General features: G+C 71.4%; 22 protein-coding genes. 14 read left to right on the forward strand and 8 right to left on the reverse strand.

Going from position 1 to position 25,885, the window contains the following annotated elements:
• Window positions 1-54 precede the first annotated feature (54 nt).
• A complete protein-coding gene (locus WQ53_RS06785; RefSeq protein WP_052631378.1) occupies window positions 55-2,412 on the forward strand; it encodes a family 20 glycosylhydrolase in 2,358 nt (785 codons plus the stop codon).
• Between the two features lie 706 nt (window positions 2,413-3,118).
• On the opposite strand, the gene WQ53_RS06790 is transcribed toward WQ53_RS06785, so the two are convergent.
• Window positions 3,119-3,511: a hypothetical protein gene (locus WQ53_RS06790; protein ID WP_052631380.1), complete on the reverse strand. Its 393-nt coding sequence runs from the start codon at window positions 3,509-3,511 to the stop codon at window positions 3,119-3,121.
• Window positions 3,508-4,692 carry a class I SAM-dependent methyltransferase gene (locus tag WQ53_RS06795; RefSeq protein WP_052631382.1) on the reverse strand — a complete coding sequence of 395 codons (1,185 nt, stop codon included), beginning with the start codon at window positions 4,690-4,692 and terminating at the stop codon, window positions 3,508-3,510. The genes WQ53_RS06790 and WQ53_RS06795 overlap by 4 nt, the downstream gene beginning before the upstream one ends.
• Before the next feature lie 50 nt (window positions 4,693-4,742).
• Here WQ53_RS06795 and WQ53_RS06800 point away from each other — a divergent pair, with 50 nt between their 5' ends.
• Entirely contained in the window at window positions 4,743-5,495 is a 753-nt protein-coding gene (locus tag WQ53_RS06800; RefSeq protein ID WP_052633960.1) for a pteridine reductase, read from the forward strand.
• Between the two features lie 235 nt (window positions 5,496-5,730).
• Here WQ53_RS06800 and folK read toward each other — a convergent pair whose 3' ends face one another.
• The 6 genes from folK to tsaD all read right to left on the reverse strand — a co-directional run bounded on the left by folK (window position 5,731) and on the right by tsaD (window position 11,336).
• A complete protein-coding gene (gene folK / locus WQ53_RS06805) occupies window positions 5,731-6,249 on the reverse strand; it encodes a 2-amino-4-hydroxy-6-hydroxymethyldihydropteridine diphosphokinase (RefSeq protein WP_052631383.1) in 519 nt (172 codons plus the stop codon).
• 11 nt (window positions 6,250-6,260) lie between these two features.
• The gene (locus tag WQ53_RS06810) at window positions 6,261-7,091 is read right to left on the reverse strand and encodes a 20S proteasome subunit A/B (protein ID WP_052631385.1); all 831 of its coding nucleotides are present in this window, start codon (window positions 7,089-7,091) and stop codon (window positions 6,261-6,263) included.
• Between the two features lie 85 nt (window positions 7,092-7,176).
• Complete coding sequence (locus WQ53_RS06815; protein ID WP_052631387.1) at window positions 7,177-8,106, reverse strand: alpha-E domain-containing protein; 930 nt, start codon at window positions 8,104-8,106, stop codon at window positions 7,177-7,179.
• Window positions 8,106-9,554: a circularly permuted type 2 ATP-grasp protein gene (locus WQ53_RS06820; protein WP_052631388.1), complete on the reverse strand. Its 1,449-nt coding sequence runs from the start codon at window positions 9,552-9,554 to the stop codon at window positions 8,106-8,108. Before WQ53_RS06820 ends, WQ53_RS06815 begins: the two co-directional genes overlap by 1 nt.
• A 143-nt stretch (window positions 9,555-9,697) precedes the next feature.
• The gene (folB, locus tag WQ53_RS06825; RefSeq protein ID WP_052631390.1) at window positions 9,698-10,051 is read right to left on the reverse strand and encodes a dihydroneopterin aldolase; all 354 of its coding nucleotides are present in this window, start codon (window positions 10,049-10,051) and stop codon (window positions 9,698-9,700) included.
• 220 nt (window positions 10,052-10,271) lie between these two features.
• Window positions 10,272-11,336: a tRNA (adenosine(37)-N6)-threonylcarbamoyltransferase complex transferase subunit TsaD gene (gene tsaD, locus WQ53_RS06830; RefSeq protein WP_052631393.1), complete on the reverse strand. Its 1,065-nt coding sequence runs from the start codon at window positions 11,334-11,336 to the stop codon at window positions 10,272-10,274.
• Between the two features lie 120 nt (window positions 11,337-11,456).
• Here tsaD and rpsU point away from each other — a divergent pair, with 120 nt between their 5' ends.
• The 12 genes from rpsU to WQ53_RS06890 all read left to right on the forward strand — a co-directional run bounded on the left by rpsU (window position 11,457) and on the right by WQ53_RS06890 (window position 25,797).
• Window positions 11,457-11,672 carry a 30S ribosomal protein S21 gene (gene rpsU, locus WQ53_RS06835; RefSeq protein ID WP_052631395.1) on the forward strand — a complete coding sequence of 72 codons (216 nt, stop codon included), beginning with the start codon at window positions 11,457-11,459 and terminating at the stop codon, window positions 11,670-11,672.
• A 173-nt stretch (window positions 11,673-11,845) separates the two neighbouring features.
• The gene (locus tag WQ53_RS06840; RefSeq protein WP_052631397.1) at window positions 11,846-12,292 is read left to right on the forward strand and encodes a GatB/YqeY domain-containing protein; all 447 of its coding nucleotides are present in this window, start codon (window positions 11,846-11,848) and stop codon (window positions 12,290-12,292) included.
• A gap of 511 nt (window positions 12,293-12,803) precedes the next feature.
• A complete protein-coding gene (locus WQ53_RS06845; protein ID WP_052631399.1) occupies window positions 12,804-14,249 on the forward strand; it encodes a PQQ-dependent sugar dehydrogenase in 1,446 nt (481 codons plus the stop codon).
• Complete coding sequence (locus tag WQ53_RS06850; protein ID WP_052631401.1) at window positions 14,246-15,397, forward strand: acyltransferase family protein; 1,152 nt, start codon at window positions 14,246-14,248, stop codon at window positions 15,395-15,397. Before WQ53_RS06845 ends, WQ53_RS06850 begins: the two co-directional genes overlap by 4 nt.
• Window positions 15,394-16,590 (forward strand): serine hydrolase, encoded by a 1,197-nt coding sequence (locus WQ53_RS06855; protein WP_236685919.1) that lies wholly within the window; start codon window positions 15,394-15,396, stop codon window positions 16,588-16,590. Before WQ53_RS06850 ends, WQ53_RS06855 begins: the two co-directional genes overlap by 4 nt.
• A complete protein-coding gene (locus WQ53_RS06860) occupies window positions 16,587-17,702 on the forward strand; it encodes a serine hydrolase (RefSeq protein ID WP_052631404.1) in 1,116 nt (371 codons plus the stop codon). The genes WQ53_RS06855 and WQ53_RS06860 overlap by 4 nt, the downstream gene beginning before the upstream one ends.
• 230 nt (window positions 17,703-17,932) lie before the next feature.
• Window positions 17,933-18,424, forward strand: coding sequence for a GNAT family N-acetyltransferase (locus WQ53_RS06865; RefSeq protein WP_052631406.1), 492 nt, complete (start codon window positions 17,933-17,935; stop codon window positions 18,422-18,424).
• A gap of 201 nt (window positions 18,425-18,625) precedes the next feature.
• The gene (locus WQ53_RS06870; RefSeq protein WP_052631408.1) at window positions 18,626-19,561 is read left to right on the forward strand and encodes a YihY/virulence factor BrkB family protein; all 936 of its coding nucleotides are present in this window, start codon (window positions 18,626-18,628) and stop codon (window positions 19,559-19,561) included.
• 750 nt (window positions 19,562-20,311) lie between these two features.
• Window positions 20,312-22,033: a DNA primase gene (gene dnaG, locus WQ53_RS06875; RefSeq protein WP_052631410.1), complete on the forward strand. Its 1,722-nt coding sequence runs from the start codon at window positions 20,312-20,314 to the stop codon at window positions 22,031-22,033.
• Between the two features lie 41 nt (window positions 22,034-22,074).
• On the forward strand, window positions 22,075-24,492 hold the full coding sequence (locus WQ53_RS06880) for a prolyl oligopeptidase family serine peptidase (protein ID WP_052631412.1): 2,418 nt from the start codon (window positions 22,075-22,077) through the stop codon (window positions 24,490-24,492).
• Between the two features lie 228 nt (window positions 24,493-24,720).
• Window positions 24,721-24,975 (forward strand): hypothetical protein, encoded by a 255-nt coding sequence (locus WQ53_RS06885; RefSeq protein WP_144409256.1) that lies wholly within the window; start codon window positions 24,721-24,723, stop codon window positions 24,973-24,975.
• Window positions 24,976-25,062: 87 nt separating this feature from the next.
• Window positions 25,063-25,797 (forward strand): TerC family protein, encoded by a 735-nt coding sequence (locus WQ53_RS06890; RefSeq protein WP_052631416.1) that lies wholly within the window; start codon window positions 25,063-25,065, stop codon window positions 25,795-25,797.
• Window positions 25,798-25,885 lie beyond the last annotated feature (88 nt).

A 25,885-nucleotide genomic window follows, 5' to 3' on the forward strand; every position in this document is an offset into this window, starting at 1 on the left:
TCCATTTTGGGAAACACGTCCGGCAACGCACTACTGCAACACCAGGGAGTGAACATGAACCGACCACGCTTCATCCGACCCGCGCGCCTGCTGTGCGCGACCGGCCTGGCCACCGTGCTTGCCGCCTGTTCCGGCGACCGCGGCGCCGACTCGGCCTCGCAAGCGACCGCCGCCGCGCAGCAACAGTCCGCCGCGCTTGCGCTGGTGCCGCTGCCCGCCAGCGTCGTGCCCGGCGAGGGCCGCTTCGCGCTCTCTGCCGGCACGCCGCTGCTGGCCGAGGGCGAGGCCGCGCGCACGGTCGCAGGCCAGTTCGCCGCGCTGCTGGGCAAGGGCCGCGGCGTCGAACCCGCACTCGCCGCCGACGGCACCGATGCGGCCGGCGCGATCCGCTTCGCGATCGACCCGGCGCGCACCGGCGCCGAGTCCTACCTACTGGAAGTCACGCCCCAAGGCGCAACCGTCAGCGCCGGCGACGCGGCAGGCCTGTTCTACGGCGCGATGACCTTGCTGCAGCTGGCCAACGTGGACGACGCCGGCGCGGTGTCGCTACCGGCGGTGCGCATCGAGGACGCGCCGCGCTTTTCCTGGCGCGGCTTCATGCTCGACTCGGCGCGCCACTTCTGGAGCGTGGACCAGGTCAAGCAGGTCATCGACGCGATGGCCCTGCACAAGCTCAACACCCTGCACTGGCACCTGACCGACGACCAGGGCTGGCGCGTGGAGATCAAGCAGTATCCGAAGCTGGCCGAGGTCGGCGGCTGCCGGATCCCGGCCGGCGACGGCGGCATCGAGCCGGCAACCGGCAAGCCGCGCCCGTACTGCGGCTACTACACCCAGGAGCAGGTCCGCGACATCGTCGCCTACGCGGCGCAGCGGCACATCACCATCGTCCCGGAAATCAACCAGCCCGGCCATGCCACCGCCGCGATCGCAGCGTATCCGGAGCTGGGCACCACCGGCCAGCCGCTGGCGCCGTCCAGCGAATGGGGCGTGTTCCCGAACCTGTTCAGCGCCGATGAAAGCACGATCCGGTTCCTGGAGAACGTGATCGGCGAACTGATCCCGCTGTTCCCCGGCACCTACTTCCACGTCGGCGGCGACGAAGCGGTCAAGGACCAGTGGGAAGCTTCGGCCCGCGTGCAGGAGCGCATGCGCGAGGTCGGCGCGAAGACCGAGATGGAGATGCAGAGCCACATCGTCGCGCGCCTGGAGAAGTACCTCGCCGCGCACGGCAAGCGCCTGATCGGCTGGGACGAGATCCTCGAGGGACCACTGCCGGCCGAGGCCACGGTGATGTCCTGGCGCGGCATCGAGGGCGGGCTGAAGGCCGCGCGCGAGGGCCACGACGTGGTGATGTCACCGTCCGGCGACCTGTACCTGGACTACCTGCAGACGAAGTCGCCCGAGGAGCCGCCGGGTCGCCCGGCCTCGATCCCGATGGAGCAGGTCTACAACTTCGAACCGGTGCCGGCGGTGCTGGAGGAGGACAAGCGCCAGCACATCCTCGGCCTGCAGGCCAACATGTGGACCGAGCACACCCGCACCTTCGATCGCCTGCAGCACAACGTGTTCCCGCGCCTGGCCGCGGTCGCCGAGACCGGCTGGACGCCGCGCGAGCGCAAGGACTACGCGGATTTCCTGCGGCGCCTGCCGGCGCAGCTGGAGCGCTACCGCAGCTGGGGCGTGGACTACGCGCAGACGCCGTTCCAGGTCGACGCGGTGGCCGAGGACGACCGCACGGCCGGCACCGCGACGGTGACACTGGTCAACCCGCTCGGCTACGAGGTGCGCTACACCACCGACGGCAGCGAGCCGACGGCCGCCTCGGCGCTGTACGCATCACCGCTGGAAGTGACCCTGCCGGCACGGCTGCGCGCAACCGCATTCGATGCCGACGGCAAGCCGCTGGCCGCCGCGCGCGACTACGCCTGGGATGCGGCCGCGCTGCTGACCCGCACCGACGAGCAACTGGCCACCTGCCCCGATGCCGGCCGCCTGCTGCTGCGATTGGAGGACGACGGCCCGGCCGACGGCGAGCGCGCGATCTTCAACACCACGATCTTCTACCCGTGCTGGCAGTGGAATGGCGCGGACCTGGGCGGCGTGGCCGCGGTGAAGGTGCGCGCGGGGCGGATCCCGTACTACTTCCAGCTCGCCCACGACGAGCCGGCGCGTCGCTTCGAGCCGGCGCGCTCGGCACACGGCGAACTGGATATCCACGCCGGCGGCTGCGGCGGCGAACGGATCGCCAGCGTGCCGCTGCCGGCCAAGCTGGGTCCGGACGGCTTCGTCGAACTGGTCGCCGAACTGCCGCAGGACCTGACCGGCCGGCACGACCTGTGCGTGCGCTTCACCGGCGACACCCGCCCGCAGATGTGGGTGCTGGACCGGGCCACGCTGCAGTTGCGTTGACGTGGCACGCGCACGGCGGCCCTACTCCCCGCCGTGCGCGCTTTTCTGCCTGCGGTCGCGCGGTTGCGCCGTCTCTCCTCGACCTCCGGTCGTCCCGGCATCCTCCGGGACGACGAAAGAGGGACAATGCAGGAGCCCACTTAGTGGGCGACACGGGTGTCGGAAGCACGAAGGCGTCGCCTGCGCCAACGGCGTCGGGTCGCCGGCTGAACCCGGCTCCTACAACAGCGGCGGCGCATCCGCCCTTCTGTAGGAGCTGACTTCAGTCGGCGACACGGGCGTCGGAACCACGAAGGCGTCGCCTGCGCCAACGGCGTCGGGTCGCCGGCTGAACCCGGCTCCTACAACAGCCGCGGCCGACCGCTCTTCTGTAGGAGCCGACTTCAGTCGGCGACACGGGCGTCGGAAGCACGAGGGCGTCGCCTGGGCCGGCGGCGTCGGGTCGCCGGCTGAACCCGGCTCCTACAACAGCTACGGCGCGGCCGCTCTTTTGTAGGAGTTGACTTCAGTCGGCGACACGGGCGTCGGAAGCACGAAGGCGTCGCCTGCGCCAACGGCGTCGGGTCGCCGGCTGAACCCGGCTCCTACAACAGCCATGGCACGGCGACTCTTCTGTAGGAGCCGACTTCAGTCGGCGACACGGGCGTCGGAACCACGAGGGCGTCGCCTGTGCCGACGGCGTCGAGTCGCCAACTGAACCCGGCTCCTACAAACGCGACAAGGCGTCGCGCCACGGCGTGAGCGCGGTCAGCAGGCCCAGCGCCACGCCCACGGTATTCGCCAGTGCATCCGCCGGATCCGCCTGGCGGGTGGCGGTGAGCGCACCCTGCGCGAACTCCAGCGCCACGCCCATCAGCACCAGTCCCGCACCGATCGCCAGCAATCGCCGCCCGGGCCGGAACAGCTGCACGGCTGCCGCCGCCAGCAGCGCATAGGCCAACAGGTGCTCGAGCTTGTCGCCATGGCGCGGCAGCTCCATCGCCGGCGGCGGGGTCAGGCTCAGCACGACCACCGCCAGTACCGCCAGCCACCACAGGCCCAGCCACAGCCGCGGCCGGCGCAACGGCTTGAGAGCGCCCGCCAGCGGCAGGCGGCTCACAACCGCCAGCTCAGGTCGCCCAGCAGGAACGCTGCGCCCAGGTCGATGTCGCGCGCGAACGCCATGGCCTGGAAGCGCTCGCCCATGTGCGCCGGCAGGGTCAGGCGCTTGAGTTCCTCGCGCAGGCGCACCGCGCCGGCGTCGTCGGTACGCGACTCCGCCTCGGCCAGCAGACGGTCGACGCCGTTGCCGAGCAGGAAACTGGCCTGGCTGCAGTAGCCGGCCAGGTCGAAACCGGCGCCGGTGCCGGCCTCGGCCAGCGCGGTGAAGTCCACCGACGCTGTCAGGTCCTGCAGGCCAGGCCAGCGCAGCACGTCGCCGTGCATGCGCTGCCGGTAGAAGGCGCGCAGGGTGCCGTCGTCGCGCTGCGGCAGGTAGTACTCGCGGCGCGGATAGCCGTAGTCGACGAACAGCATCGCGCCCGAGCGCAGCCCGCCGGCCACCGCCTGCAGCCAGTACGGCAGCTGCGGCAGCAGCTCGGAACGGTAGCCGTCGGCGAACGGCGTGCCGAGCGCATGCTCGACATGGCGCACGGCGGCGGCCAGCAGCGCATCGGCCGGCCGGTCGACGCGGATGAAACCGCCGTTGCCGTCGAGCGCGACGTGTTCCTCGAACACACTCCCCTGGCGCAGGGTGAAGCGCGGCGTGGGCAGCGCGTCGATCACCTCGTTGGCGAACAGCACGCCATCCCAGTCGTCCTCGAACGGCCGGTCCAGCCACTCCACCAGGTCGAACACCGGCGGCGTCAGGGTGCGCGCCAGGTGCTCGCGCTGGCGTTCGCGCAGGTCCGCGCTCGGTTCCAGGATCGCGTAACGGTCCGGCAGCGCATCCAGCTGCAGCAGGCGCTTGAGCGCGACCTCGGCGAACGCACCGCTGCCGCCGCCGACCTCCAGCACGCGCGTCTGCGGCCCCAGCGCACGCAGGGCGATGGCGAGCACGCCGGCGACCGTGGCGGCGAACAGCCGGCCCTGTTCGGGCGCGGTGACGAAATCGCCGGCGGCGCCGAACTTGGTGCTGCCGGCGCTGTAGTAGCCCAGCCCCGGCGCGTACAGGCACAGCTCCATGAAGCGCGAGAACGGGATCGCGCCGCCGGACGCGTCTATCTCGGCGCGGACATGCGCGGCCAGCGCGTCGCTGTGCGCCAGGGCCAGCGGATCGGGAGGTGGGAGATCGGCGTGCATCGGGGTCGTATGCCGGGGACAATGGCCAGAATAGCCGAGCGGGGATGCGCATGACTCTGGATCGTCCGGCCGGGCAACGCCCCGTCGCCCTGGTCACCGGCGCCGCCCGCCGGATCGGCGCGGCGATCGCCCGCCGCCTGCACGCGGCCGGCCACGACCTGGCGCTGCACCACCTGCATTCGGGCGCGGACATGGCGGCGCTGGCGGCCGAACTGGATGCCCTGCGCCCGGGCAGCGTGCAGGTGCTGCAGGCCGACCTGCGCGGGTTCGACCGGCTGCCGGAACTGGTCGCGGCGACCGTCGGCCGTTTCGGCCGGCTCGATGCGTTGGTGAACAACGCCTCCAACTTCCATCCCACGCCGCTGGGCACGGTCACCGCGCAGCAGTGGGACGAGCTGTTCGCGGTCAACGCGCGCGCGCCGTTCTTCCTGGCCCAGGCCGCCGCGCCGCACCTGCGCGCGGCGCACGGCGCGATCGTCAACCTCGCCGACGTCTACGCCCATCGCCCGCTGCGCGAGCATGCGCCGTACTCGGCGGCCAAGGCGGCGCTGGTCTCGCTGACCCGCGCACTGGCGCTGGAGCTGGCGCCAGAGGTGCGGGTGAATGCTGTCGCGCCGGGCGCGATCCTGTGGCCGGAGCAGGGCCAGGCGCCCGACGCGCAGCAGGCCATCCTCGTCGCCACCGCGCTCGGCCGCGCCGGTTCGCCGGAGGACGTCGCCGCGGCGGTGGCCTGGCTGCTGTCGGCCGACGCCGGCTATGTCACCGGGCAGGTGCTGCATGTGGACGGTGGGCGGGAGCGCTGAGGGGCGTACTCGGCCAAGGCTCGTTCCAGGAACCCACTCAGGGGCGGCACGGGCGTCGGGACCATGAGTCGTCGCCGGGGCCGACGGCGTCGGGTCGCCGGCTGAACCCGGCTCCTACAACAGCACCGGCGCGGCCGCTTTTCTGTAGGAGCTGACTTCAGTCGGCGACACGGGCGTCGGAACCACGAGGGCGTCGCCTGGGCCGACGGCGTCACGTCGCGGGCAAGCCCGGCTCCTACAACGGCACGATCTCGAAAGTCTCGCCGTGCTGCGGATGCGCGTGCCACAGTTCGGCCAGGGTGCGGCCGGCCAGCGGATCGACGAATCCCGGTGCGATGTCGGCCAGCGGCTTGAGCACGAACGCGTGCTTCAGCTCCGGCCGCGGCACCCGCACGCGCCCGCCGTCGCGGACGATCACGTCGCCGTAGAACACCACGTCCACGTCCAGCGTGCGGTCGGACAGGCGCGGCCCGCTGCGGTCGCGGCCATGGCGGTCCTCCAGCGCGTGCAGCCAGACCTCCAGCGCCGGCAGCGGCTGCGCGGTACGGATCACGGCCGCAGCGTTGACGAACGGTGCACCGTCGAAGCCCACCGCAGCGGTGCGGTAGGCCGGCGACACCACCACCTCGCCGAACGCCGCACGCAATTCGTCCAGCGCCGCGCGCAGGTGGCGCTGCGGCTCGATGTTGCTGCCCAGGCTGAGCAGCACGTCGACGGCGCCGTCCGGCGGCCTGGCACTTGCGTGTTCCTGCATGGAGGCGGCGGCTACTGCTGCGCGGACTGGTCGCCCGGATCCGGCCGCGATGGCGCGCGGCGCGGCGGCAACGGCGGCAGGGCGACGCTTTCGTCGGCGACCGGCAGCGCCGGCTCCCACGGGAAGCGCGGCAGCGTGCGCACCGCGTTCTCCAGCTTGCGCGACCAGTTCTCGTGGATGTCGGCGTACAGCGCGGTGTCGCCTTCCAGCCGCACCTGCTGGCTGACCCGCAGGTCGCCGGCGCGCACCAGCGCCAGGTCGATCGGCAGGCCGACCGACAGGTTGGAGCGGATGGTGGAGTCCAGCGACACCAGCGCGCAGCGCGCGGCGTCCTCCAGCGCGGTTTCCGGGCGGATGATCCGGTCCAGGATCGGCTTGCCGTACTTGGACTCGCCGATCTGCAGGTACGGCGTCTCCGGCGAGGCCGCGATGCAGTTGCCCAGCGGATAGACCAGGTACAGGCCCGGGCGCTCGCCGGCGATCTGGCCGCCGAGGATCAGCGTGGCCTGGGTGCTGACCCCGCTGTGCTGCCCGCTGTCGTACGCCTGCACCTGGCTGGCGACCAGCACCTCGCCCACGTACTCGGCCACCTCGAACAGGTGCCGGAACGTGCGCAGGCTGCGGGTGGCGTCCGGATCCTCCGCGTCGCGCCGCAGCCGCGCGACCGCCAGCTGGGTGGTGGCCAGGTTGCCCGCACTCATCACCACGAACACGCGCTCGCCCGGGTAGTCGAACACGTGCAGCTTGCGGTGCACGCGCACATCGTCCAGCGAGGCGTTGGTGCGCGTGTCCGCGGCGAAGACCAGGCCTTCGTCCACTTCGATGCCGACGCAGTAGGTCATGTCCGGGCCGTGGTTCCAGTGCGATGGGATTCTACACGCAGCGTGTGCAGGGGCGGCCGCGCGCAACGGCGGCAACAGCGCATGTTCAGCCCATGAAATAGCCTTCGGCGATGGCGGCATGCAGCCGGCCCAGGTAGATCTGCGCCTCGTCCATGAACCGTGCCGGATCGCCGGCCGCCAGCAGCGCCGGATCGGCCTGGCGCACCAGGCCGGTGGCGCGGGTCAGCGCGCGCTCCACCGCCGGCCGCGGCGGCATCGCCGGCAGGATCCGCTGCACCCGGGTCAGGCAGAACTGCACGCTGCGCGGGAACTCGGCGTTGTGCAGCAGGAAGCGCAGCGCGTGCGCGGCCGAGACCCGCTGGCGCACGTGCCGGCGGTACATCTGGTAGGCCGCCAGCGCGCGCAGCACCGCCATCCACTGCATGTTCTGGTAGGCCTCGCGGTCCTCCTCGTTGCGCGGCTTGACCAGGCCCGAGGCGCCGGCATCGATGATGCGGGTGGTCATGTCGGCCTGCTCGATCGCCGTGCCCAGGCGCAGGAACTGGAAGCCGATGTCGCGGCTGACGTTGGCCGCGAGCAGGCCGGAGACCTTCAGGCAGCCGTCGGTGATGCGGGTGATGAAGTCCAGCCGGTAGCGGCGGGTCAGCACCCGCTCGCCGTCGGCGTCGATGTACAGGTGCAGGTCGTTGACCGCCTCCCACACCTCCTGCGGCAACGCATCGCGGATGCCGCGCAGGACCTCGCGCGCGGAATCCACCGAGGCGCGCAGCGAGGACGGGTTGCGCGCATCCAGCAGCAGGAAGTCGAGCACGTCGGCGTCATCCGCATCCGGATGCACATCCAGGAACAATTCTTCGGCACCGACCGTGGCGATCATCGGCCGCCAGGCGAAGCGCACCGAGCGCGGCAGGTCCAGTTGCAGCAGGCTGCCCACGCCGACCAGGCGCGCGGTGTTCTCCGAGCGGCGCAGGTAGCGGCTGAACCAGTACAGCTGGTCGGCGACGCGCGAGAGCATCAGCCGGCCTCCTCTTCGAGGTCGACCACCCAGGTGTCCTTGGCCCCGCCGCCCTGCGAGGAATTGACCACCAGCGAGCCTTCGGTCATCGCCACCCGGGTCAGGCCGCCGGTGGTGACGTAGGTGTCCTCGCGCGAGAGGATGAACGGGCGCAGGTCGATGTGCCGCGCCGACGGGCCGTCCGGCGTCACGATCGGCGCGGTGGACAGCGACAGCGTCGGCTGGGCCATGTAGTTGCGCGGGTCGGCTACGATCAGCGCGCGGAACTTCTCCCGTTCCTTCCTGCTGGCGCGCGGGCCGATCAGCATGCCGTAGCCGCCGGACTCGTTGGCCGGCTTGACCACCAGCTCGTCCAGGTGCTCCAGCACGTACCGGCGGTCCTTCGCGTTGTGGCACAGGTAGCTGGGCACGTTGGGCAGGATCGGCTCCTCGTCCAGGTAGTAGCGGATCATCTTCGGCACGTACGCGAACACGACCTTGTCGTCGGCCACGCCGGCGCCGGGCGCGTTGGCCAGCGCCACCTTGCCGGCGCGCCAGCTGCGGATCAGCCCGGGCACGCCGAGCACCGAATCGGGGTGGAACACCTCCGGGTCGATGAACAGGTCGTCCACCCGGCGGTAGACCACGTCGACCCGCTGCGGCCCGTACACGGTGCGCATGTAGGTGCAGTCGTCGTCGGCCACGAACAGGTCGCCGCCTTCCACCAGTTCGATGCCCATGGCCTGGGCCAGGTAGGCGTGCTCGAAGTAGGCGCTGTTGAACACGCCCGGGGTGAGCAGGGCGATGGTCGGGGTGTCGCCCGGGCGCGGCGACAGCGCGGCCAGGGTGTCGTAGAGCTGCGAGGGATAGTCGTCGACCGGCAGGATCGCGCTGGTCTCGAACAGCTCCGGGAACACGCGCTTGGCCACCATCCGGTTCTCGAGCATGTAGGACACGCCCGAGGGGATGCGCAGGTTGTCCTCCAGCACGTACAGGGTGCCGTCGCCGTCGCGGACCAGGTCCGAACCGCAGATGTGCGCCCATACGTCCAGCGGCGGGCGCACGCCCACGCACTGCTCGCGGAAGTTGACCGACTGCTTGAGCAGCGCAGCGGGGAACACCTTGTCCCGGACGATCCTCTGTTCGCCGTAGATGTCGCCGATGAACAGGTTGAGCGCGCGCATGCGCTGCTTCAGCCCGGCCTCGGTACGCTGCCACTCGCGGCGGTGGAGGATGCGCGGGATCAGGTCGAACGGCAGCGTGCGGTCGACGTTGCGGCCGTCGCTGTAGACGGTGAAGGTGATGCCCATGACCCGCGCGGCCACGTCGGCGGCGAGCTGGCGCTCGGCCAGTTCGCGGCCGGACAGGCCGGAGAGGTATTCGACCAGATGGCGTGCGGCGGGGCGCGGCCGGCCGTCCGAGCCGATCAGCTCGTCATACGACGGGGTCCGGTACTTCGCCCAATCCATCGCACCTGCCTGCCGGGAACCGGCGTCCCCACGCCGGTGATGCACCGCAACATGCACCCGCGCCGCGGTGGCCGTCAAGCAGCGGCGGGCCGCCCCGGGACAGTGGGCTTGCGTCCGCAGCGCGAACGGCGCGGGAAACGGGGTCAGTCGCGCGAACGCTCGATGACAACGCCCACCGCGCTGGCGCCGCGCACCGCGCCGGGCTTGCTCAGCTTCAGCCGCAGCCAGCGCACACCGAATTCCTCGAGCACGATCGCCGCGCAACGTTCGGCCAGGGTCTCGACCAGGCCGAAGTCGGACTGGCCGACGAACTCGATCAGGCGCTTGCTCACCGCCTTGTAGTCGAGCGTGTCGGCGATGTCGTCGCTGGCCGCCGGCACGCGGTTGTCGAAGGCCAGCTCCAGGTCGAAGCGCAGCGTCTGCCGGATCCGTCGCTCCCAGTCGTAGATGCCGATCAGGGCGTCGATCTCGAGGCCTTCGATGAAGACTTTGTCCATGGGAGTTGGCGGATGTCGGGAAATGAAGGAGATGAACCAATAGTCGTCATTCCCGCGAAGGCGGGAATCCCGTGTCTTCAGTCCGCAAGGACCTGCGGCGCCGGGGGACCCGTCATGCGGCTGCGGTGAAGCGTTTCGCATGCATGCGAGCGGAACCAGGCTGTTTGGAGGTTGCCGAAGCGACGGAAGGGAATCGTAACGCCTGCGCGCTACGCGTTCCTCATTCCTGCTCCACCATGCCTGCCGCCACCGGCGGCAACGCCGCCATGTCCCAGCGCGCCACCACCTTCACCTGCGCATCGTCGTGCTGCCCGGCCTGCAGGCGCAGCGCGCCGGCGAAGGCGATCATCGCGCCGTTGTCGGTGCACAGCGCCGGCCGCGGGAAGCAGGCGCGGCCGCCGCGCTGCACGCACATCGCCTGCAGGCGGGCGCGCAGGCGCTTGTTGGCGCCCACGCCACCGGCCACGACGAGTGTGTTGCAAGCCGGGGTGTCGCTGCCGGCCGCGTCCAGCGCGCGCTCGCACTTGATCGCCAGCGTGTCGACCACCGCGTCCTCGAAGCCGCGGGCGATGTCGGCGCGGGTCTGCGGGGACTGGTCGGACTGCTGCCAGGCCAGCAGCACCTGGGTCTTCAGGCCGGAGAAGCTGAAGTCCAGCCCCGGCCGGTCGGTCATCGGCCGGGCGAAGCGGTACGCGCCCGGGGTGCCCTGCTCGGCCAGCGCGGCCAGCTGCGGGCCGCCCGGATACGGCAGGCCCATCAGCTTGGCGGTCTTGTCGAAGGCCTCGCCGGCGGCGTCGTCCAGGGTCTCCCCGAGCATCCGGTAGCGGCCGATCGCGTCGACCGCCACCAGCTGGGTATGGCCGCCGGAGACCAGCAGGGCCACGAACGGGGGTTCGGGCGGGTCATCCTCGATCAGCGGGGCCAGCAGGTGGCCCTCCATGTGGTGGACCCCGATCGCCGGCACGTCCAGCGCCCAGGCCAGCGCCCGCGCGGTGCCGGCGCCGACCAGCAGCGCCCCGACCAGGCCCGGACCGGCGGTGTACGCCACCCCGTCCAGGTCGGCGGTGGTCAGCCCGGCCTCGGCCAGGGTCTGGCGGACCAGCGACAGCAGCTTGCGCACGTGGTCGCGGCTGGCCAGCTCCGGCACCACCCCGCCGTACTCGGCGTGCAGGGCGATCTGGCTGTAGACGGCGTGGGCGCGCAGGCCGGCCGACCCGCCCGCCGTGGTGTCGTAGACGGCCACGCCGGTTTCGTCGCAAGAGGTTTCGATGCCGAGGACGCGCATGGAGGTCGGAATGGGGGCCTGAATGCGGGAAGGAAAGGGCCCGGTTGCAGCACCCCCGGGACAGGGCTATCATACGCGGCTCACCGGGCGCGACCCGGTATTTTGTGTCCCGGAGATTCCATGCCCAGCGTCAAAGTCCGCGAAAACGAGCCGTTCGAGTTTGCGCTCCGTCGCTTCAAGCGCACCTGCGAGAAGGCCGGCGTCCTGGCCGAGACCCGCAAGCGCGAGTTCTACGAGAAGCCGACCCAGGAGCGCAAGCGCAAGGCCGCCGCCGCGGTGAAGCGCCAGGTGCGCCGCATGTCGCGCGACGTCACCAAGCGCCAGCGCCTGTACTGACGTAGCGACCGGCAAGGCGTGGCCGCCCTTGAGGCGCGCGGCGTCCTGCCCCGCAGACGAGGCAACCGAAAGCCGGCACGCCCACGCGTGACCGGCTTTTTGTGTTTCCCGCGAAACCGTACCCGGCCGGCGCCGCCGGCGAACCCCATCCGACAGACCCGATAGGTGTTGCCATGAGCCTGAAGCAGCGACTGACCGACGACATGAAGGCCGCCATGAAAGGCGGCGACAAGGACAGCCTGGGCGTGATCCGGCTGATCAACGCCGCGATCAAGCAGCGGGAGGTGGACGAGCGGATCGAGCTGGACGACGCTGCGGTGCTGGCGGTGATGGACAAGATGGTCAAGCAGCGCAAGGACTCGGTGACCCAGTACGAGGCCGCCGCGCGCGAGGACCTGGCCGCGATCGAGCGCGCCGAGATCGTGGTGATCGAACGCTACCTGCCGGCCAAGCTGGACGAAGCGTCGATCCTGGCGGCGATCGACGCGGCGATCGCGCAGACCGGCGCCAGCGGCCCGGCCGATATGGGCAAGCTGATGGGCGTGCTCAAGCCGCAGCTGGCCGGCCAGGCCGACATGGGCCAGGTCTCGGCCCTGGTGAAGCGCCGCCTGGCGGGCTGAGCCCGCCGTTGTAGGAGCCGGGTTCAGCCGGCGACGCGACGCCGTCGGCACAGGCGACACCCTCGTGTTTCCGACGCCCGTGTCGCCGACTGAAGTCAGCTCCTACAGAAGAGCGGCCGCGCTGCGGCTGTTGTAGGAGCCGGGTTCAGCCGGCGATACGACGACGCTGGCACAGGCGACGCCCTCGTGATCCCGACGCCCGTGTCGCCGACTGAAGTCAGCTCCTACATGAAGAGCAAGAAGAGCGGCCGCGCCATGGCTGTTGTAGGAGCCGGGTTCAGCCGGCGACGCGGCGCCGTCGGCAGGGACGACACCCTCACGATTCCGACGTCCGTGTCACTACCGAAGCGCGCTCCCGTGATACCCATGCCGCCACCGCAAGGGGCGACGACCCGGGCCGGCAGGTCCTGCCAGGCGCTCAAGCCACCCACGCGCCGCCCACACGCCACTGATCCGACCGTCACGGCCGCGCTGCTGCAATGGCTCCTCCCCCCGGCGGAGTGACCCCGACATGGCGGCGAGTCCTGTCCCCGGATGGCGGTCCCTGGCGGCCGCCGTCACCCTGGCCACGGCCACGCTGGTGCTCGCCGGCTGCATCAGCAGCAACCAGCCACCGGTGACCGACATCGCGCGCAGCGGCGGCGTGGTGGAGCGGGCCGACGATCCGGCGGTGCCGACCTCCCCCGCCGACTACCCAATCGGCACCGGGCCCAACCCGGTGCTGCCCGAGCCCGACCCCTCCACCGTGCCGGTGGTCGAGATCGCGCCGGCGGTGGGCTGGCCGGAGGGCGGCCAACCCACCCCGGCCGCCGGGTTCGCGGTCACCGCCTTCGCCCGCGGCCTGGACCATCCGCGCCAGCTGCTGGTCCTGCCCAACGGCGACGTGCTGGTGGCCGAAGCCAACCGGCCCGAGACGCAGACCAGGCCCGGCCCCAGGCAGATCGTCATGAACGCGGTGCAGAAGCGCGCCGGCGCCGGCGTGCCCAGCGCCGACCGCATCACCCTGCTGCGCGACGCCGACGGCGACGGCGTGGCCGAGCAGCGCCACGCGTTCCTCACCGGCCTGACCTCGCCCTACGGCATGGCCCTGGTCGGCGACACGCTCTACGTCGCCAACGCCGACGCCCTGGTCAAGGTGCCCTACACCGCCGGTGCGACCTCGATCACGGCCACCCCGGAGAAGGTCGTGGACCTGCCGGCCGGGCGCAACCACCACTGGACCAAGGCGCTGGCGGCCAGCGCCGACGGCCGCAGGCTGTACGTCGGCGTCGGTTCCAACAGCAACATCGCCGAGCACGGCATGGAGGAGGAGGTCGACCGCGCCGCGGTGCTGGAGATCGACCCGGCCGCGCGCACCGTGCGCAACTACGCCTCCGGCCTGCGCAACCCCACCGCACTGGCGATCAACCCGCACGACCGCGGCCTGTGGGCGGTGGTCAACGAGCGCGACGAGATCGGCAACGACCTGGTGCCCGACTACCTGACCTCGGTCCGCGAGGGCGCGTTCTACGGCTGGCCATACAGCTACTTCGGCCAGCACGTGGACACCCGGGTCGAACCGCAGGACCCGGCGCTGGTGGCCCGGGCGATCGCGCCCGACTACGGCCTGGGCTCGCACGTGGCGCCGCTGGGCCTGGCCTTCCACGGTGGCGACGCGCTGCCGGCGCGCTACGCCAACGGCGCCTTCGTCGGCCTGCACGGCTCCTGGAACCGCCAGCCTAAGGTCGGCTACACGGTGGTGTTCGTGCCCTTCGCCGGCGGGCGCCCATCCGGGCCGATCGAGACCGTGCTCGGCGGCTTCGTCAACGACGACGGCGACGCGCAGGGCCGGCCGGTCGGGGTGGCGGTCGATGCGCGCGGCGGGGTGCTGGTCGCCGATGATGTCGGCAACGCGGTGTGGCGGATCTCCGCAACCGGTGCCACGACCGGTGCCGCACCCGGCGGCGCCCCACGATGAGTGCCACGGCCGGCACCGCCACCGCGCCGGTCGCCGGCGCGACCGCGCGCGCGGTGCCGGTGGCCGCGCAGGACCGCATCGAGGCCATCGACCTGGCCCGCGGGATCGCGGTGTGCCTGATGATCGTCGCCCATGGCACCAACGGCCTGATGCCCTACGCCGACTTCCCCGACTGGGGCCAGGTGCCGGTGCATGCGCTGACCAAGTTCTCCTCCTCGCTGTTCTTCATCGTGTTCGGCATTGCCCTGGCGGTGGCGTTCGTGCCCAGGACCGGCACCCCGGACTGGCCGCGGCGGCGCAACCGGCTGCTGTGGCGCGGCCTGGTGGTGCTGTTCTGGTACAAGGTGCTGACCGCGGTCGAGCTGTGGGACCGCGGCCACGAGGTGGTGATCGACGCGCTGCTCTACCGCGACTTCCCGTCCTTCGCCGAGATCCTCGGCTTCTACGCCATCGCCCTGCTCTGGATCCCGTGGCTGCTGCCGCTGTGGGCCAGGACGCCGGCGCTACTGCGCTGGCTCAGCCCGCTGCCGGTGATCGCGCTGTCGTGGTGGCTGCTGAACCACCACGATTTCCGTGCGCCGCAACTGCAGGCGCTGCTGGTCGAACATCCGGACTTCTACACCTGGGGCCAGCTGGCGCGGCTGCCGCTGGTGCTGGCCGGGCTGCTGGTCGGCGAACTGCTGCTGCGCTGGCACGGCGACCCGCGATTGCGCCTGGCGCTGGCCGGCGGGATCGCGCTGGCCGGCCTGGCGCTGCTGGCCTGGTTCGCCCTGCGCGCGGGCGATGCGCTGCACGCGGTGCTGGTGGAGATCGGCCGCAACGACGGCAAGCACCCGCCCGGGCTGATGTTCTCGCTGTTCAGCGTCGGTGGCGCGCTGGTGCTGCTGGCCGCGTGCGTGGCCGGCGGGCCGCTGCTGGCGCGGCTGCTGCGCCCGGTCGCGGTGGTCGGCAGCGATGCGCTGATGGCGTTCATCGTGCACCTGTCGGTGATCTTCCTGCTGTTCCGCAACGTGCTCGGGTACTACCAGTCGGTGTCGTACGAGTACGCACTGGCGCTGTCGGGCCTGCTGATCCTGGCCACGGCGCTGTGGATCTGGCTGTGGCAGCGGACCGGCGACGCGCTGCGGCGCGCCAGGCGGAGCGGATGACCGCGACACCGTGCCATGCCGGCGGCGCCATGCCGTCACGCGCCGCGGCGCCAGCCCGCGCCGCCGTCCTGCTCCTGGCCTGCGCCACAGCGGCAGCGGCCACGGCGGCCACGGCCCAGCCGCCACACCTGCTGCCACGGCTGCTGGTGACCGCGCCGGGCCTGCCGGCGTGGTCGCTGGACCTGGAACGGCGGCTGCAGGCGATCGACGCCGGCCTGGCCGGTGGCGACATCGGCGTCTACGTGCTGCACCTGGAGCGCCGGGAGTCCTATGCCTACCGCGCCGACGAACCGTGGTACCTGGCCTCCGGGGTGAAGATCCCGGTGGCCATCGCGGTGATGCGCGCGGTCGAGGACGGCGAGCTGTCGCTGGACACGCGGATCGCCTTGCGCGAGACCGATTTCGTCGACGGCGCCGGCGGCACCAACCGGCATCCGGCCGGCGCGCGGCTCACGGTGGCCTACCTGCTCGAGCAGATGGTCGTCTTCAGCGACAACACCGCCAGCGACGTGCTCATCCGCAGCGTCGGGCTGGAGCGGGTGAACGCGGTGGCGGCCGACCTGATCGACGCGCACATGCGCATCACCACCCTGGGCGACGTGCGCCGGCTGGCCTACGCCCAGTTCCATCCCGGCGCCAGCCGGCTGACCGCGCAGGACCTGCTGGCGCTGCAGCGCAGCCCGGCCGGGCAGGCGCGGGTGAACCGCCTGGCGCAGCTGCTGGCGGTGACCCCGAACGAGTTCATGCAGCCGGACCTGACCAGCGCATTCGAGGCCTACTACGCCACCCACCTCAACAGCGCCACCCTGGTCGACTACGGCCGCATGCTGGCCACGCTGGCCGAGGGCCAGGCGCTCGGCGACGAGGGCACCCGCTACCTGCTCGACCTGATGGCGCGGGTGCAGACCGGCAAGCAGCGGATCGTAGCCGGACTGCCGCGCCGGGCCGGCTTCGCGCACAAGACCGGCACCCAGTACCGGCGCACCTGCGACCTGGGCATTGCCACCGTGCCGGCGGCCACCCGCACCGGTCCGCCGGCGCGGGTGGTGATCGCGGCCTGCGTACGCGGCACCGGCACCGCCGCTGGCGAGCGCGCGCTGCGCGACATTGGCGCCGCCGTCACCGCCTCCGGGGTATTCGTGGACAGCGCACCGCAACCCACCGTCTCTCCGATCCTCGCCACCCCGCCATGATCCGTCTTCCGCACCCGCTGCCCTGGCTGCTGCCCGCGTTGCTGCTGCTGGGAGGCTGTGGCCAGCGCCCGGCCTCGCCGGTGGAGCAGCAGGCGCAGGAACAGGCCGAAGCCGCACCCGCCGATGCGGCCGCCGCCTGGATCGCGCCGCTGGACGAAGCGGTGGCGGCGATCGACACGCGCATGCCCGGCCGCTTCGGCGTGCACGTCTCGCGCTTCGGCGACCAGGCCGGCACCCTGGACCGCGGCGAGGACCGCGCCTGGTACCTGTCCTCGACCATCAAGGTGCCGGTGGCGATCGCGGTGCTGGAGGCGGTCGACGCCGGCGACCTGTCGCTGGACGAGGAACGGGTGCTGGCCGAGAGCGACTTCGTCGACGGCGCCGGCGACATGCTGCAGCACCGGCCCGGCGAGCGCTTCACCATCGCCACGTTGCTGGAGAAGTCGCTGCGCGACAGCGACAGCACCGCCACCGACATGCTGATCCGCCGGATCGGCGAGGACCGGCTCAACCGGCGCATCGCCGCCTGGGTCGGCGACGGCTTCGGCCCGGTCACCACCATCCTGCAGGTGCGCTACGACGCCTACGGCGCGCTGCATCCCGGGGTCAAGGACCTGGACAACCGCCAGCTGCTGCAGCTGCGCCAGGCCGAGGCCGGCGAACCGCGCCTGCAGGCGCTGGCCGCCCTGCTCGGCGTGCCGCGCTCGCAGCTCAAGGCCGATTCGCTGCAGGCGGTGTTCGACGACTACTACGCCAGCGGCCGCAACGCCGCGACCCTGCCGGCCTTCGCCCGCCTGCTGGAGCGGCTGGTCGCCGGCGAACTGCTGTCGGAGTCCTCCACCGCGCTGCTGCTCGGGCACATGCGCGAGATCGGCACCGGCGGCCGCCGCATCCAGGCCGGCCTGCCCGCCGACGCCGACTTCGCCCAGAAGACCGGTACCCAGCAGCAGCGCGCCTGCAACGTCGGCATCCTCGACCCGGACCGCGGCCGCGACGGCGCCACCGTGGTGGTCGCCTGCGCCGAAGACTTCGGCGAACTGGCGCAGGCCGAACAGGCGTTCCAGGCGCTGGGCCGGGCGCTGGCGCAGGCCGCGACCGACGCGAACGGCTGAGCGGATTCGCCTGCACGGACACGGCAGAGCAACGGAGCACGCCCCCGCCAACGAGTACGTCCGTCGCGGACCTGTGCGGCGTGGCAACCCGGGGAAGGCGGCCGACGCACGCGTGGGCGGACTCGGGTCAACGATGGCCGCACTTTCTGTCGTTGCGGCGAAGCGGCAAGGCGGCACGCCACGCGCGGACGCGTGACAATCACCACCTCCGCTCCCGTCGAAGGCCGCCGATGTCCTTTCCCGAATCGATCGTGCTGCGCCACGCGCGCCGCGACGACCTGCCACTGATCCTGGCCCTGATCGGCGAACTGGCCGAGTACGAGCGCCTGGCGCACGAAGCCGTGGCCGACGTGGCGATGCTGGACGAGGCCCTGTTCGGTCCCGCGCCGGCCGCCGAAGTGGTGATCGCCGAAACGGACGGACAGGGTGCCGGCTTCGCCCTGTTCTTCACCAGCTTTTCCACCTTCCTCGGCCGTCGCGGGCTGTACCTGGAGGACCTGTTCGTGCGTCCGGCGTTCCGCGGCCGCGGCATCGGCCGGCGGCTGATGGTCCACCTGGCAGCGCTCGCAGTCGAGCGCGGCTGCGGCCGCTTCGAATGGTCGGTGCTGGACTGGAACGCACCGGCGATCGACTTCTACCGCCGCCTCGGCGCGGTGCCGATGGACGGCTGGACCGTGCAGCGGCTCAGCGGCGACGCCCTGCGCGCCCTGTCCAACCGCTGACTGCCCCGCTTCACTGTAGGAGCTGGCTTCAGCCGGCGACACGCCACGTAGGTACAGGCGACGCCCTCATGGTTCCGACGCCCGTGTCGCCGGCTGAAGCCAGCTCCTGCAGAAAACCAGTGCTTTGCGACCCGGCGCTCACACCTCGCCAACATCGCGGACGGGATGCTGGCCGCGCCCGCCCATGCCCGTCGCCTCCGCATGCCCCGACCATCACCCGCCAAGCTGCGCCGACACCTGGAGCGCCTGCAACAAAGCCTGCCGGCCGCCCTGGTCAAGCGCTTCGTCGAGGCCGACCTGATGACCCAGGCCGCCTCGCTGTCCTTCTACACCCTGCTGTCGCTGGCGCCGCTGCTGGTACTGCTGCTGTGGCTCACCGCCTCGCTCTACCCGCCGGCGCAGCAGTCGCTGGTGGCGCAGATCGGCGACCTGGCCGGCGCCGAGGCGGCCGCCGTGGCCGATACGGTGATCCGCAACGCCGACGAGCAGCCCGACGTGGGTTCCCTGGCCGGGATATTCAGCACCGCGCTGCTGTTCATCGGCTCCACCATCGTCTTCGCCCAGCTGCAGGGCGCGCTGAACCTGATCTTCCGCACCGACGGCGAGCAGTTGGGCGGCCTGCGCGCCTGGCTGCGCAAGCGGGTGTTCTCGCTGGGCGTGGTGCTGGCGCTGGGCTTCCTGCTGATCGTGTCGATGATCGCCACCACCGCGCTGCAGGTGGTGTTCGCGCACCTGCCCTCGCTGCTGCCGGCGATCGGTTACGTGACCACCCTGTTTCTGTACGCGCTGGCCTTCGCCTTCCTCTACCACTACCTGCCGGACCGGCGCGTGGCGTGGCGGCAGGCGTTCCTGGGCGGGGCGATCACCGCTGTGCTGTTCGCCCTGGGCCGCTACCTGATCGGGCTGTACCTGGCCCAGGCCGCGCCCGGCAGCGCGTACGGTTCGATGGGCGCACTGGTCCTGCTGTTGCTGTGGATGTATTACGCGGCGGTGGTGTTCTTCGCCGGCGCGCTGATCACCGCGGTGATCGACGAGCGCACGCATTCGCGGCAACGGTTGCGGGAAGCGGGGTTCGAGGGGGTGCCGGCGCCTTCTGAGTCAGGGTCGGCTTCGTCGGAGGAAAGCGAAAGACGCTGACTGGCTGGGGGCGCTGGCTTCGGAAGGGGCCGTCGTGCCCTGGGGGCATGGCGCATCGCTCCGCTGCGGCATCCTGCCTCCGAGTCGCGACCGCAGCACATCCATGTGCTGCTTGCGCCATGCCCCCTGGGCACGACGGCCTCGGGAGCTTTGGGGGGCGTGGCTTCGATCGGAGGAACAACAGCAAAGCCGCCTCCCCGGCCCTTCCTTTCACCTGTGGACGAAAGGAAGGGAAACCCATGGCAGCACTGCCTTCTGTAGGAGCCCAGCTTGCTGGCGACACGGGCGTCGGAACCACGAGGGCGTCGCCTGGGCCGACGGCGTCGTGTCGCCGGCTGAACCCGGCTCCTACAACAGCCACAGCGCGGCCGCTTTTCTGTAGGAGCTGACTTCAGTCGGCGACACGGGCGTCGAAACCACGAGGGCGTCGCCTGGGCCGACGGCGTCGGGTCGCGGTCATGCCCGCTCCTACAAAAGCCGTGCGCTGCTCATCGCCTGTGAACGAAGCCACGCCCCCAAAAGCTCCCGAAGACGTGGCGGGCCGGGAGTATTGCGGTAGCGGCCATGGATGGCCGCGTCGGCGAGTCGGCACAGGGATGTGCCGCCGAGACGACCGCAATACTCCCGGCCTGCCACGGCTCCGCCCGAAGCCGACCGCCTCCGGCGCTCTTGGCTCTTGGCTCTTGATCCAGGACCGCAGGACCCACGGAAACCGGAACAGTTTCCCTACGGGATGGATATTCTATTGCGATGGCCCGCCTGTCCGACGCGTTCATCGACGACCTGCTCGCGCGCTCCGACATCGTCGAGGTGGTCGGGTCGCGGGTGCCGCTCAAGCGCAAGGGGCGCGAGTACGCCGCGCCGTGCCCGTTCCACGACGAACGCACGCCCTCGTTCTACGTCTCCCCGACCAAGCAGTTCTACCACTGCTTCGGCTGCGGCGCGCACGGCACCGCGATCAGCTTCCTGATGAACTACGACCGCCTCGAGTTCCTCGACGCGGTCGAGGAACTGGCCCGCCGCGCCGGCATCGAGGTGCCGAAGGAGACCCGGCAGAACAACCAGGACAGCGACCTGCGCGACCAGTACGCCGCGCTGGAGGCCGCGGCCAAGCTGTTCCAGCGCCAGCTGGCCGACAGCCAGCGCGCACGCGACTACCTCGACAGCCGCGGCGTGGATGCCGAGAACCGCGCCCGCTTCGCCATCGGCTACGCCGCCGACGGCTATTCCACCCTCAAGGACGCCCTGGGCACCGACGAGCGCCGGCTCAAGCTGCTAGACCGCACCGGCATGCTGTCGAAGAACGACCGCGGCCACGTCTACGACAAGTTCCGCGACCGGGTCATGTTCCCGATCCACGACCGGCGCGGGCGGGTGATCGCCTTCGGCGGCCGCGTGCTCGACAAGGACGCCAGCCCCAAGTACCTCAACTCGCCCGAGACCCCGCTGTTCCACAAGGGCCGCGAACTGTACGGCCTGTGGCAGGCGCGCCAGGCCAACCAGAAGCTGGAACGGCTGATCGTGGTCGAGGGCTACATGGACGTGGTCGCCCTGTTCCAGCACGGCGTCACCCAGGCCGTGGCCACGCTCGGCACCGCCACCACCGCCGACCACGCCGAACTGCTGTTCCGCAACGCCCCGGACGTGTACTTCTGCTTCGACGGCGACGCCGCCGGCCGCCGCGCCGGCTGGCGCGCGGTCGAATCGGTGCTGCCGCGGATGAAGGACGGCCGCCAGGCCTTCTTCCTGTTCCTGCCCGAGGGCGAGGACCCGGACACGATCGTGCACAAGGAAGGCGCGGCCGGCTTCGACGCGCGCCTGGCCCAGGCCACGCCGCTGTCGCAGTTCTTCTTCGACGAGATCGGCCGCGACACCAACCGCGGCACCCTCGACGGCCGCGCGCGGCTGGCCGAGCGCGCGCGGCCGCTGCTGGCGCAGCTGCCCGACGGCGCCTTCGCCGACCTGATGCGACAGGAACTGCAGCGCCAGACCGGAGTGGACACGGCCAAGCCGGCCGCCGCGACGCCGCGTCCGCCGGCGCGCGGCGCCGCGCCGGCGCAGAAGCGCAGCCTGGTACGCAGCGCGATCGCCCTGCTGCTGCAGCAGCCGGCGCTGGGCCTGCAGCTGGAACGGCCCTACCGCTTCGCCGAGCTGCGCCTGCCGGGCGTGCCGCTGATGCTGGAGATCCTCGACGTGGTGCAGCAACGCCCCGAGATCAGCACCGGCGCCCTGCTGGAACACTTCGCCGAGCACGAACAGGCCGAGGCGCTGCGCCGGCTCGCCGCGCAGGCGTTGCCGGGCGAGGACGCCAGCTGGGCGCACGAACTGCACGACGCGGTCGCCCAGCTGGAGCGGCAGACCCTGCAGCAGCGCATCGACGAACTGCAGCAGAAGCAGCGCGCGCAGGGCCTGGACGAAACCGACAAGTACGAGATGCGGATGCTGCTGCAGGCACTGGTCGGACGCGCCTGAGCCGGCTTACCCTGCGGGAAAACATCCCCGGGAAGCCCTCCATGCGACAGCCACTGCTCGCCGTCCTCCTGTTCGCGCTGCTGCCCGTGCAGGCGCCCGCCGCCGACACCGGCAAGGTCCAGCGCCAGGTCGCCGGCAACCGCACCACCGAGAACGTGCCCGAGGTCCCGGCCGAACTGCTCGAACGCCTGGACCGCTACCAGAACACCCGCGGCGCCAGCCTCGCCGGCTGGACCCGCGATGGCTGCCTGCTGGTCAGCACGCGCTTCGCCGAGACCGCACAGGCGCACCGGGTGTGCATGCCGCTGGGCATGCGCGAACAGCTGACCTTCTACCCCGAGCCGGTGGCCGGGCTGACCCCGGCGCCACCGCAGACCTGGCGCGACGGCTTCGTCTTCGCCAAGGACCGCGGCGGCGACGAGTTCTCGCAGCTGTACTGGTTCGACGCACCGACCCGCGCCACCGTCCTGCTCACCGACGGCCAGCGCAGCCAGAACGGCGGCGTGGTGATCAGCCGCGACGGCGGCCTGCTCGCGTACTCGAGCACCGCGCGCAACGGCACCGACCGCGACGTCTGGGTGCGCGACACCCGCACCGGCCAGTCGCGCGCGGTGCTGACCGAGGGCGGCACCTGGGGCGTGAGCGACTTCTCGCACGACGGCCAGCGGCTGCTGGTCGGCCGCTACGTCTCTGCCAACGAGACCTATCCGGGCGAACTCGACCTGGCCAGCGGCAAGCTGACGATGTTCCCGGTTGACGGCGGCAAGGCCGCGCTGGGCCAGTTCCGCTACGCACCCGACGGCAAGGGCGTGTTCTACGTCTCCGACGAGGACGTCGCCGGCAAGGTCCAGCAGTTCCGCACCCTGCGCCACCACGGCCCGGGCACGGGCGCGCCGAAGCTGATCAGCGCGCACATCCCCTGGGACGTGGACGAGGTGCGCATCGCCGGCGACGGCCGCCACCTGGCGTACACGACCAACGAGGACGGGATCTCGCGCCTGCACCTGCTGCGCCTGCCCGGACTGCAGCCGGTGGCACTGCCGGCGCTGCGCGAACTGCCGGTCGGCGTGATCGGCAACATCGACTTCTCGCCCGACGGCCAGCGCCTGGCGCTGGACATCAACAGCGCCACCTCGCCCAGCGACGTGTACGTGGTCGACCTGGCCGGCAAGGCGCTCACCCGCTGGACCAGGAGCGAGGTCGGCGGCCTGGACGCCTCGGCCTTCGTCGCCCCGACCCTGGTCCGCTATCCCACCTTCGACCAGGTCGACGGCCAGCCGCGCACGATCCCGGCGTTCTACTACCGGCCGGCCAAGCCCGCCGCCTCCGGCAAGCATCCGGTGCTGATCAACATCCACGGCGGTCCGGAAGCGCAGTCGCATCCGGTCTTCAACCCGTCGATCCAGTTCATGCTCGCCGACCTGGGCGTGGCGGTGCTGGTGCCGAACGTGCGCGGCTCCTCCGGCTACGGCAAGGACTACCTGCAGGCCGACAACGGCTTCAAGCGCGAGGACTCGGTCAAGGACATCGGCGCGCTGCTGGACTGGATCGCGCAGCAGCCCGAGCTGGATGCCTCGCGGGTGGGCGTGTACGGCGGCAGCTACGGCGGCTACATGGTGCTGTCCTCGCTGATGCACTACAGCGACCGCATCAAGGCGGGCATCGACGTGGTCGGCATCTCCGACTTCCGCACCTTCCTGAAGAACACCGAGAGCTACCGCCGCGACCTGCGCCGCGCCGAGTATGGCGACGAGCGCGACCCGGAGATGGCCGCATTCTTCGAGCAGATCGCCCCGCTCAGGCACGCCGACCGGATCCGCGCTCCGCTGTTCGTCGCCCAGGGCCGCAACGACCCGCGCGTGCCGTGGACCGAGGCGGTGCAGATCGTGGAGGCGGTGCGCGGCAATGGCCAGCCGATGTGGTACCTGGAGTTCGCCGACGAGGGCCACGGCTTCCGCAAGAAGGCCAACAGCGACTACTTCAGCGCCGCCTCGATGCTGTTCTGGCAGCGGCACCTGCTGGATCCGGCGCCGAGGACGTTCGCCGAGCCGCGCGCCGGCCTGCACACCGGCGGCCAGCCCAGCGCGCAGGACCTGGCGCGGCTGCAGGCACAAGGCGTGCGCACGGTCATCGACCTGCGCACCCCCGGCGAGGACCGCGGCTTCGACCAGGCCGCCGAGGCGCGGCGCCTGGGGCTGGCCTATGTCGCCCTGCCGATCGCCGGCAAGGACGACATCACCGCGGCCAATGCCACGGCGCTGCAGGCGCTGCTCGAGCAGCACGGCGACGGCGTGCTGCTGCACTGCGGCTCGGGCAACCGCGTTGGCGCCCTGCTCGCGCTCGGTGCCGCCCAGGGCGGCGCCTCGCACGAAGAGGCGCTGGCGCTGGGACGCCAGGCCGGGCTGACTTCGTGGGAGCCGGTCGTGGTCGAGCGGCTGGAGGCTGAAACGGCGCGCTGAGTACGGCGGCACGCCGGGCAGCCACGGCCGGCGTGCTAGGATCGCGCCTCGAAGGGGAGTAGCCCTCCCATCGCTGGTGTCGTCATGACGGACCTCCGGTCCCGGCACAGCGGCAGGCCTCCGGCCTGTGGGCAAGACCTTCGCCGCCCCGCGGCGAAGGTGCGTCCGGTTTCCACCGGCAGCCGATGCAGGTTCGCCGCGGCCCCTGGAACCTTCCCGGAATCCCCCATGCAACACCCCGCCTGCAGGACCGCGACCCTGGCCATGACCGGACGCCAGGGCATCGAGACCGGCTGTCGCCTCCCGCGCCACGGCATCCGCCCGGACCACGAACGGGATCGCCCGATCGCCCGCGCCGAGCCGACCATGGCGCCGCGTGCCCCCGGCCGCGCCGACGACCGGCACGCCTTCCGCGACCGTTACGGCCACTCCGACTGCCGCTCCCACAAGCCGCGCAAGGCCAGCTTCCTGCCTGGCTCCTGACGCCACGTATCCTGCCGTTCGCCCCCACCACGCCGCGTGCACCCGCACGCTGGCACCCTCCGGCCGCAGCCCCGAGACCGAGCCCCCATGGACGCCCTGCTCACCCCCGAAATCTGGATCGCCCTGGCCACCCTGACCGCGCTGGAGCTGGTCCTGGGCATCGACAACATCATCTTCATCTCGATCCTGGCCAGCCGCCTGCCGCCGGAACAGCGCGAAAAGGCGCGCCGGCTGGGCATCGCCGGTGCGGCGATCACCCGCCTGATGCTGCTGTTCGCGATCGTCTGGATCACCCGCCTGACCTATCCGCTGTTCGAGCTGTTCGGCCACGTCTTCTCGTGGCGCGACCTGATCCTGATCGGCGGCGGCCTGTTCCTGATCGCCAAGGCCACGGTCGAGATCCACCACAAGATCGAGGGTGTCGGCGGCGAGCCGAGCCTGAAGCGCGTGGCCACGTCCTTCGGCGGGGTGATCACCCAGATCATGCTGCTGGACATCGTGTTCTCGCTGGACTCGATCATCACCGCGGTGGGCATGGTCGACGAGCGCTGGGTGATGGTCACCGCGATCCTGGTGTCGATCGCCTTCATGCTGGCCTTCGCCGGACCGATCGGCGAGTTCGTCGAGCGCCACCCGACGGTCAAGGTGCTGGCACTGAGCTTCCTGATCATGATCGGCCTGGTGCTGATCGCCGACGGCTTCGGCCTGCACATCCCGAAGGGCTACGTGTACACCGCCATGGCGTTCTCGGTGTTCGTCGAGGCGATCAACATGTGGATCCGGCGGCGCGAACAGCGGGCTGCCCATGCGAAGACCGGCTGAGGCCACGCCCGTGCCGCCGCTCCGGCCTCGCGCCGGGGTGGCGGCACAGCGGAGACCGCGGGATGCCACGTGCGGGGAAGCAAACGCC

It is taken from the genome of Pseudoxanthomonas suwonensis, from assembly GCF_000972865.1.
In the GTDB taxonomy this organism is placed as follows: Bacteria; Pseudomonadota; Gammaproteobacteria; order Xanthomonadales; family Xanthomonadaceae; genus Pseudoxanthomonas; species Pseudoxanthomonas suwonensis_B.

Coding starts and splice junctions, on each gene's coding strand:
- WQ53_RS06785 (WP_052631378.1), top strand. CDS start 55: ATGAACCGACCACGCTTCATCCGACCCGCGCGCCTGCTGTGCGCGACC.
- WQ53_RS06795 (WP_052631382.1), bottom strand. CDS start 4,692: ATGCACGCCGATCTCCCACCTCCCGATCCGCTGGCCCTGGCGCACAGC.
- WQ53_RS06800 (WP_052633960.1), top strand. CDS start 4,743: ATGACTCTGGATCGTCCGGCCGGGCAACGCCCCGTCGCCCTGGTCACC.
- folK (WP_052631383.1), bottom strand. CDS start 6,249: ATGCAGGAACACGCAAGTGCCAGGCCGCCGGACGGCGCCGTCGACGTG.
- WQ53_RS06810 (WP_052631385.1), bottom strand. CDS start 7,091: ATGACCTACTGCGTCGGCATCGAAGTGGACGAAGGCCTGGTCTTCGCC.
- WQ53_RS06815 (WP_052631387.1), bottom strand. CDS start 8,106: ATGCTCTCGCGCGTCGCCGACCAGCTGTACTGGTTCAGCCGCTACCTG.
- WQ53_RS06820 (WP_052631388.1), bottom strand. CDS start 9,554: ATGGATTGGGCGAAGTACCGGACCCCGTCGTATGACGAGCTGATCGGC.
- folB (WP_052631390.1), bottom strand. CDS start 10,051: ATGGACAAAGTCTTCATCGAAGGCCTCGAGATCGACGCCCTGATCGGC.
- tsaD (WP_052631393.1), bottom strand. CDS start 11,336: ATGCGCGTCCTCGGCATCGAAACCTCTTGCGACGAAACCGGCGTGGCC.
- rpsU (WP_052631395.1), top strand. CDS start 11,457: ATGCCCAGCGTCAAAGTCCGCGAAAACGAGCCGTTCGAGTTTGCGCTC.
- WQ53_RS06840 (WP_052631397.1), top strand. CDS start 11,846: ATGAGCCTGAAGCAGCGACTGACCGACGACATGAAGGCCGCCATGAAA.
- WQ53_RS06845 (WP_052631399.1), top strand. CDS start 12,804: ATGGCGGCGAGTCCTGTCCCCGGATGGCGGTCCCTGGCGGCCGCCGTC.
- WQ53_RS06850 (WP_052631401.1), top strand. CDS start 14,246: ATGAGTGCCACGGCCGGCACCGCCACCGCGCCGGTCGCCGGCGCGACC.
- WQ53_RS06855 (WP_236685919.1), top strand. CDS start 15,394: ATGACCGCGACACCGTGCCATGCCGGCGGCGCCATGCCGTCACGCGCC.
- WQ53_RS06860 (WP_052631404.1), top strand. CDS start 16,587: ATGATCCGTCTTCCGCACCCGCTGCCCTGGCTGCTGCCCGCGTTGCTG.
- WQ53_RS06865 (WP_052631406.1), top strand. CDS start 17,933: ATGTCCTTTCCCGAATCGATCGTGCTGCGCCACGCGCGCCGCGACGAC.
- WQ53_RS06870 (WP_052631408.1), top strand. CDS start 18,626: ATGCCCCGACCATCACCCGCCAAGCTGCGCCGACACCTGGAGCGCCTG.
- dnaG (WP_052631410.1), top strand. CDS start 20,312: ATGGCCCGCCTGTCCGACGCGTTCATCGACGACCTGCTCGCGCGCTCC.
- WQ53_RS06880 (WP_052631412.1), top strand. CDS start 22,075: ATGCGACAGCCACTGCTCGCCGTCCTCCTGTTCGCGCTGCTGCCCGTG.
- WQ53_RS06885 (WP_144409256.1), top strand. CDS start 24,721: ATGCAACACCCCGCCTGCAGGACCGCGACCCTGGCCATGACCGGACGC.
- WQ53_RS06890 (WP_052631416.1), top strand. CDS start 25,063: ATGGACGCCCTGCTCACCCCCGAAATCTGGATCGCCCTGGCCACCCTG.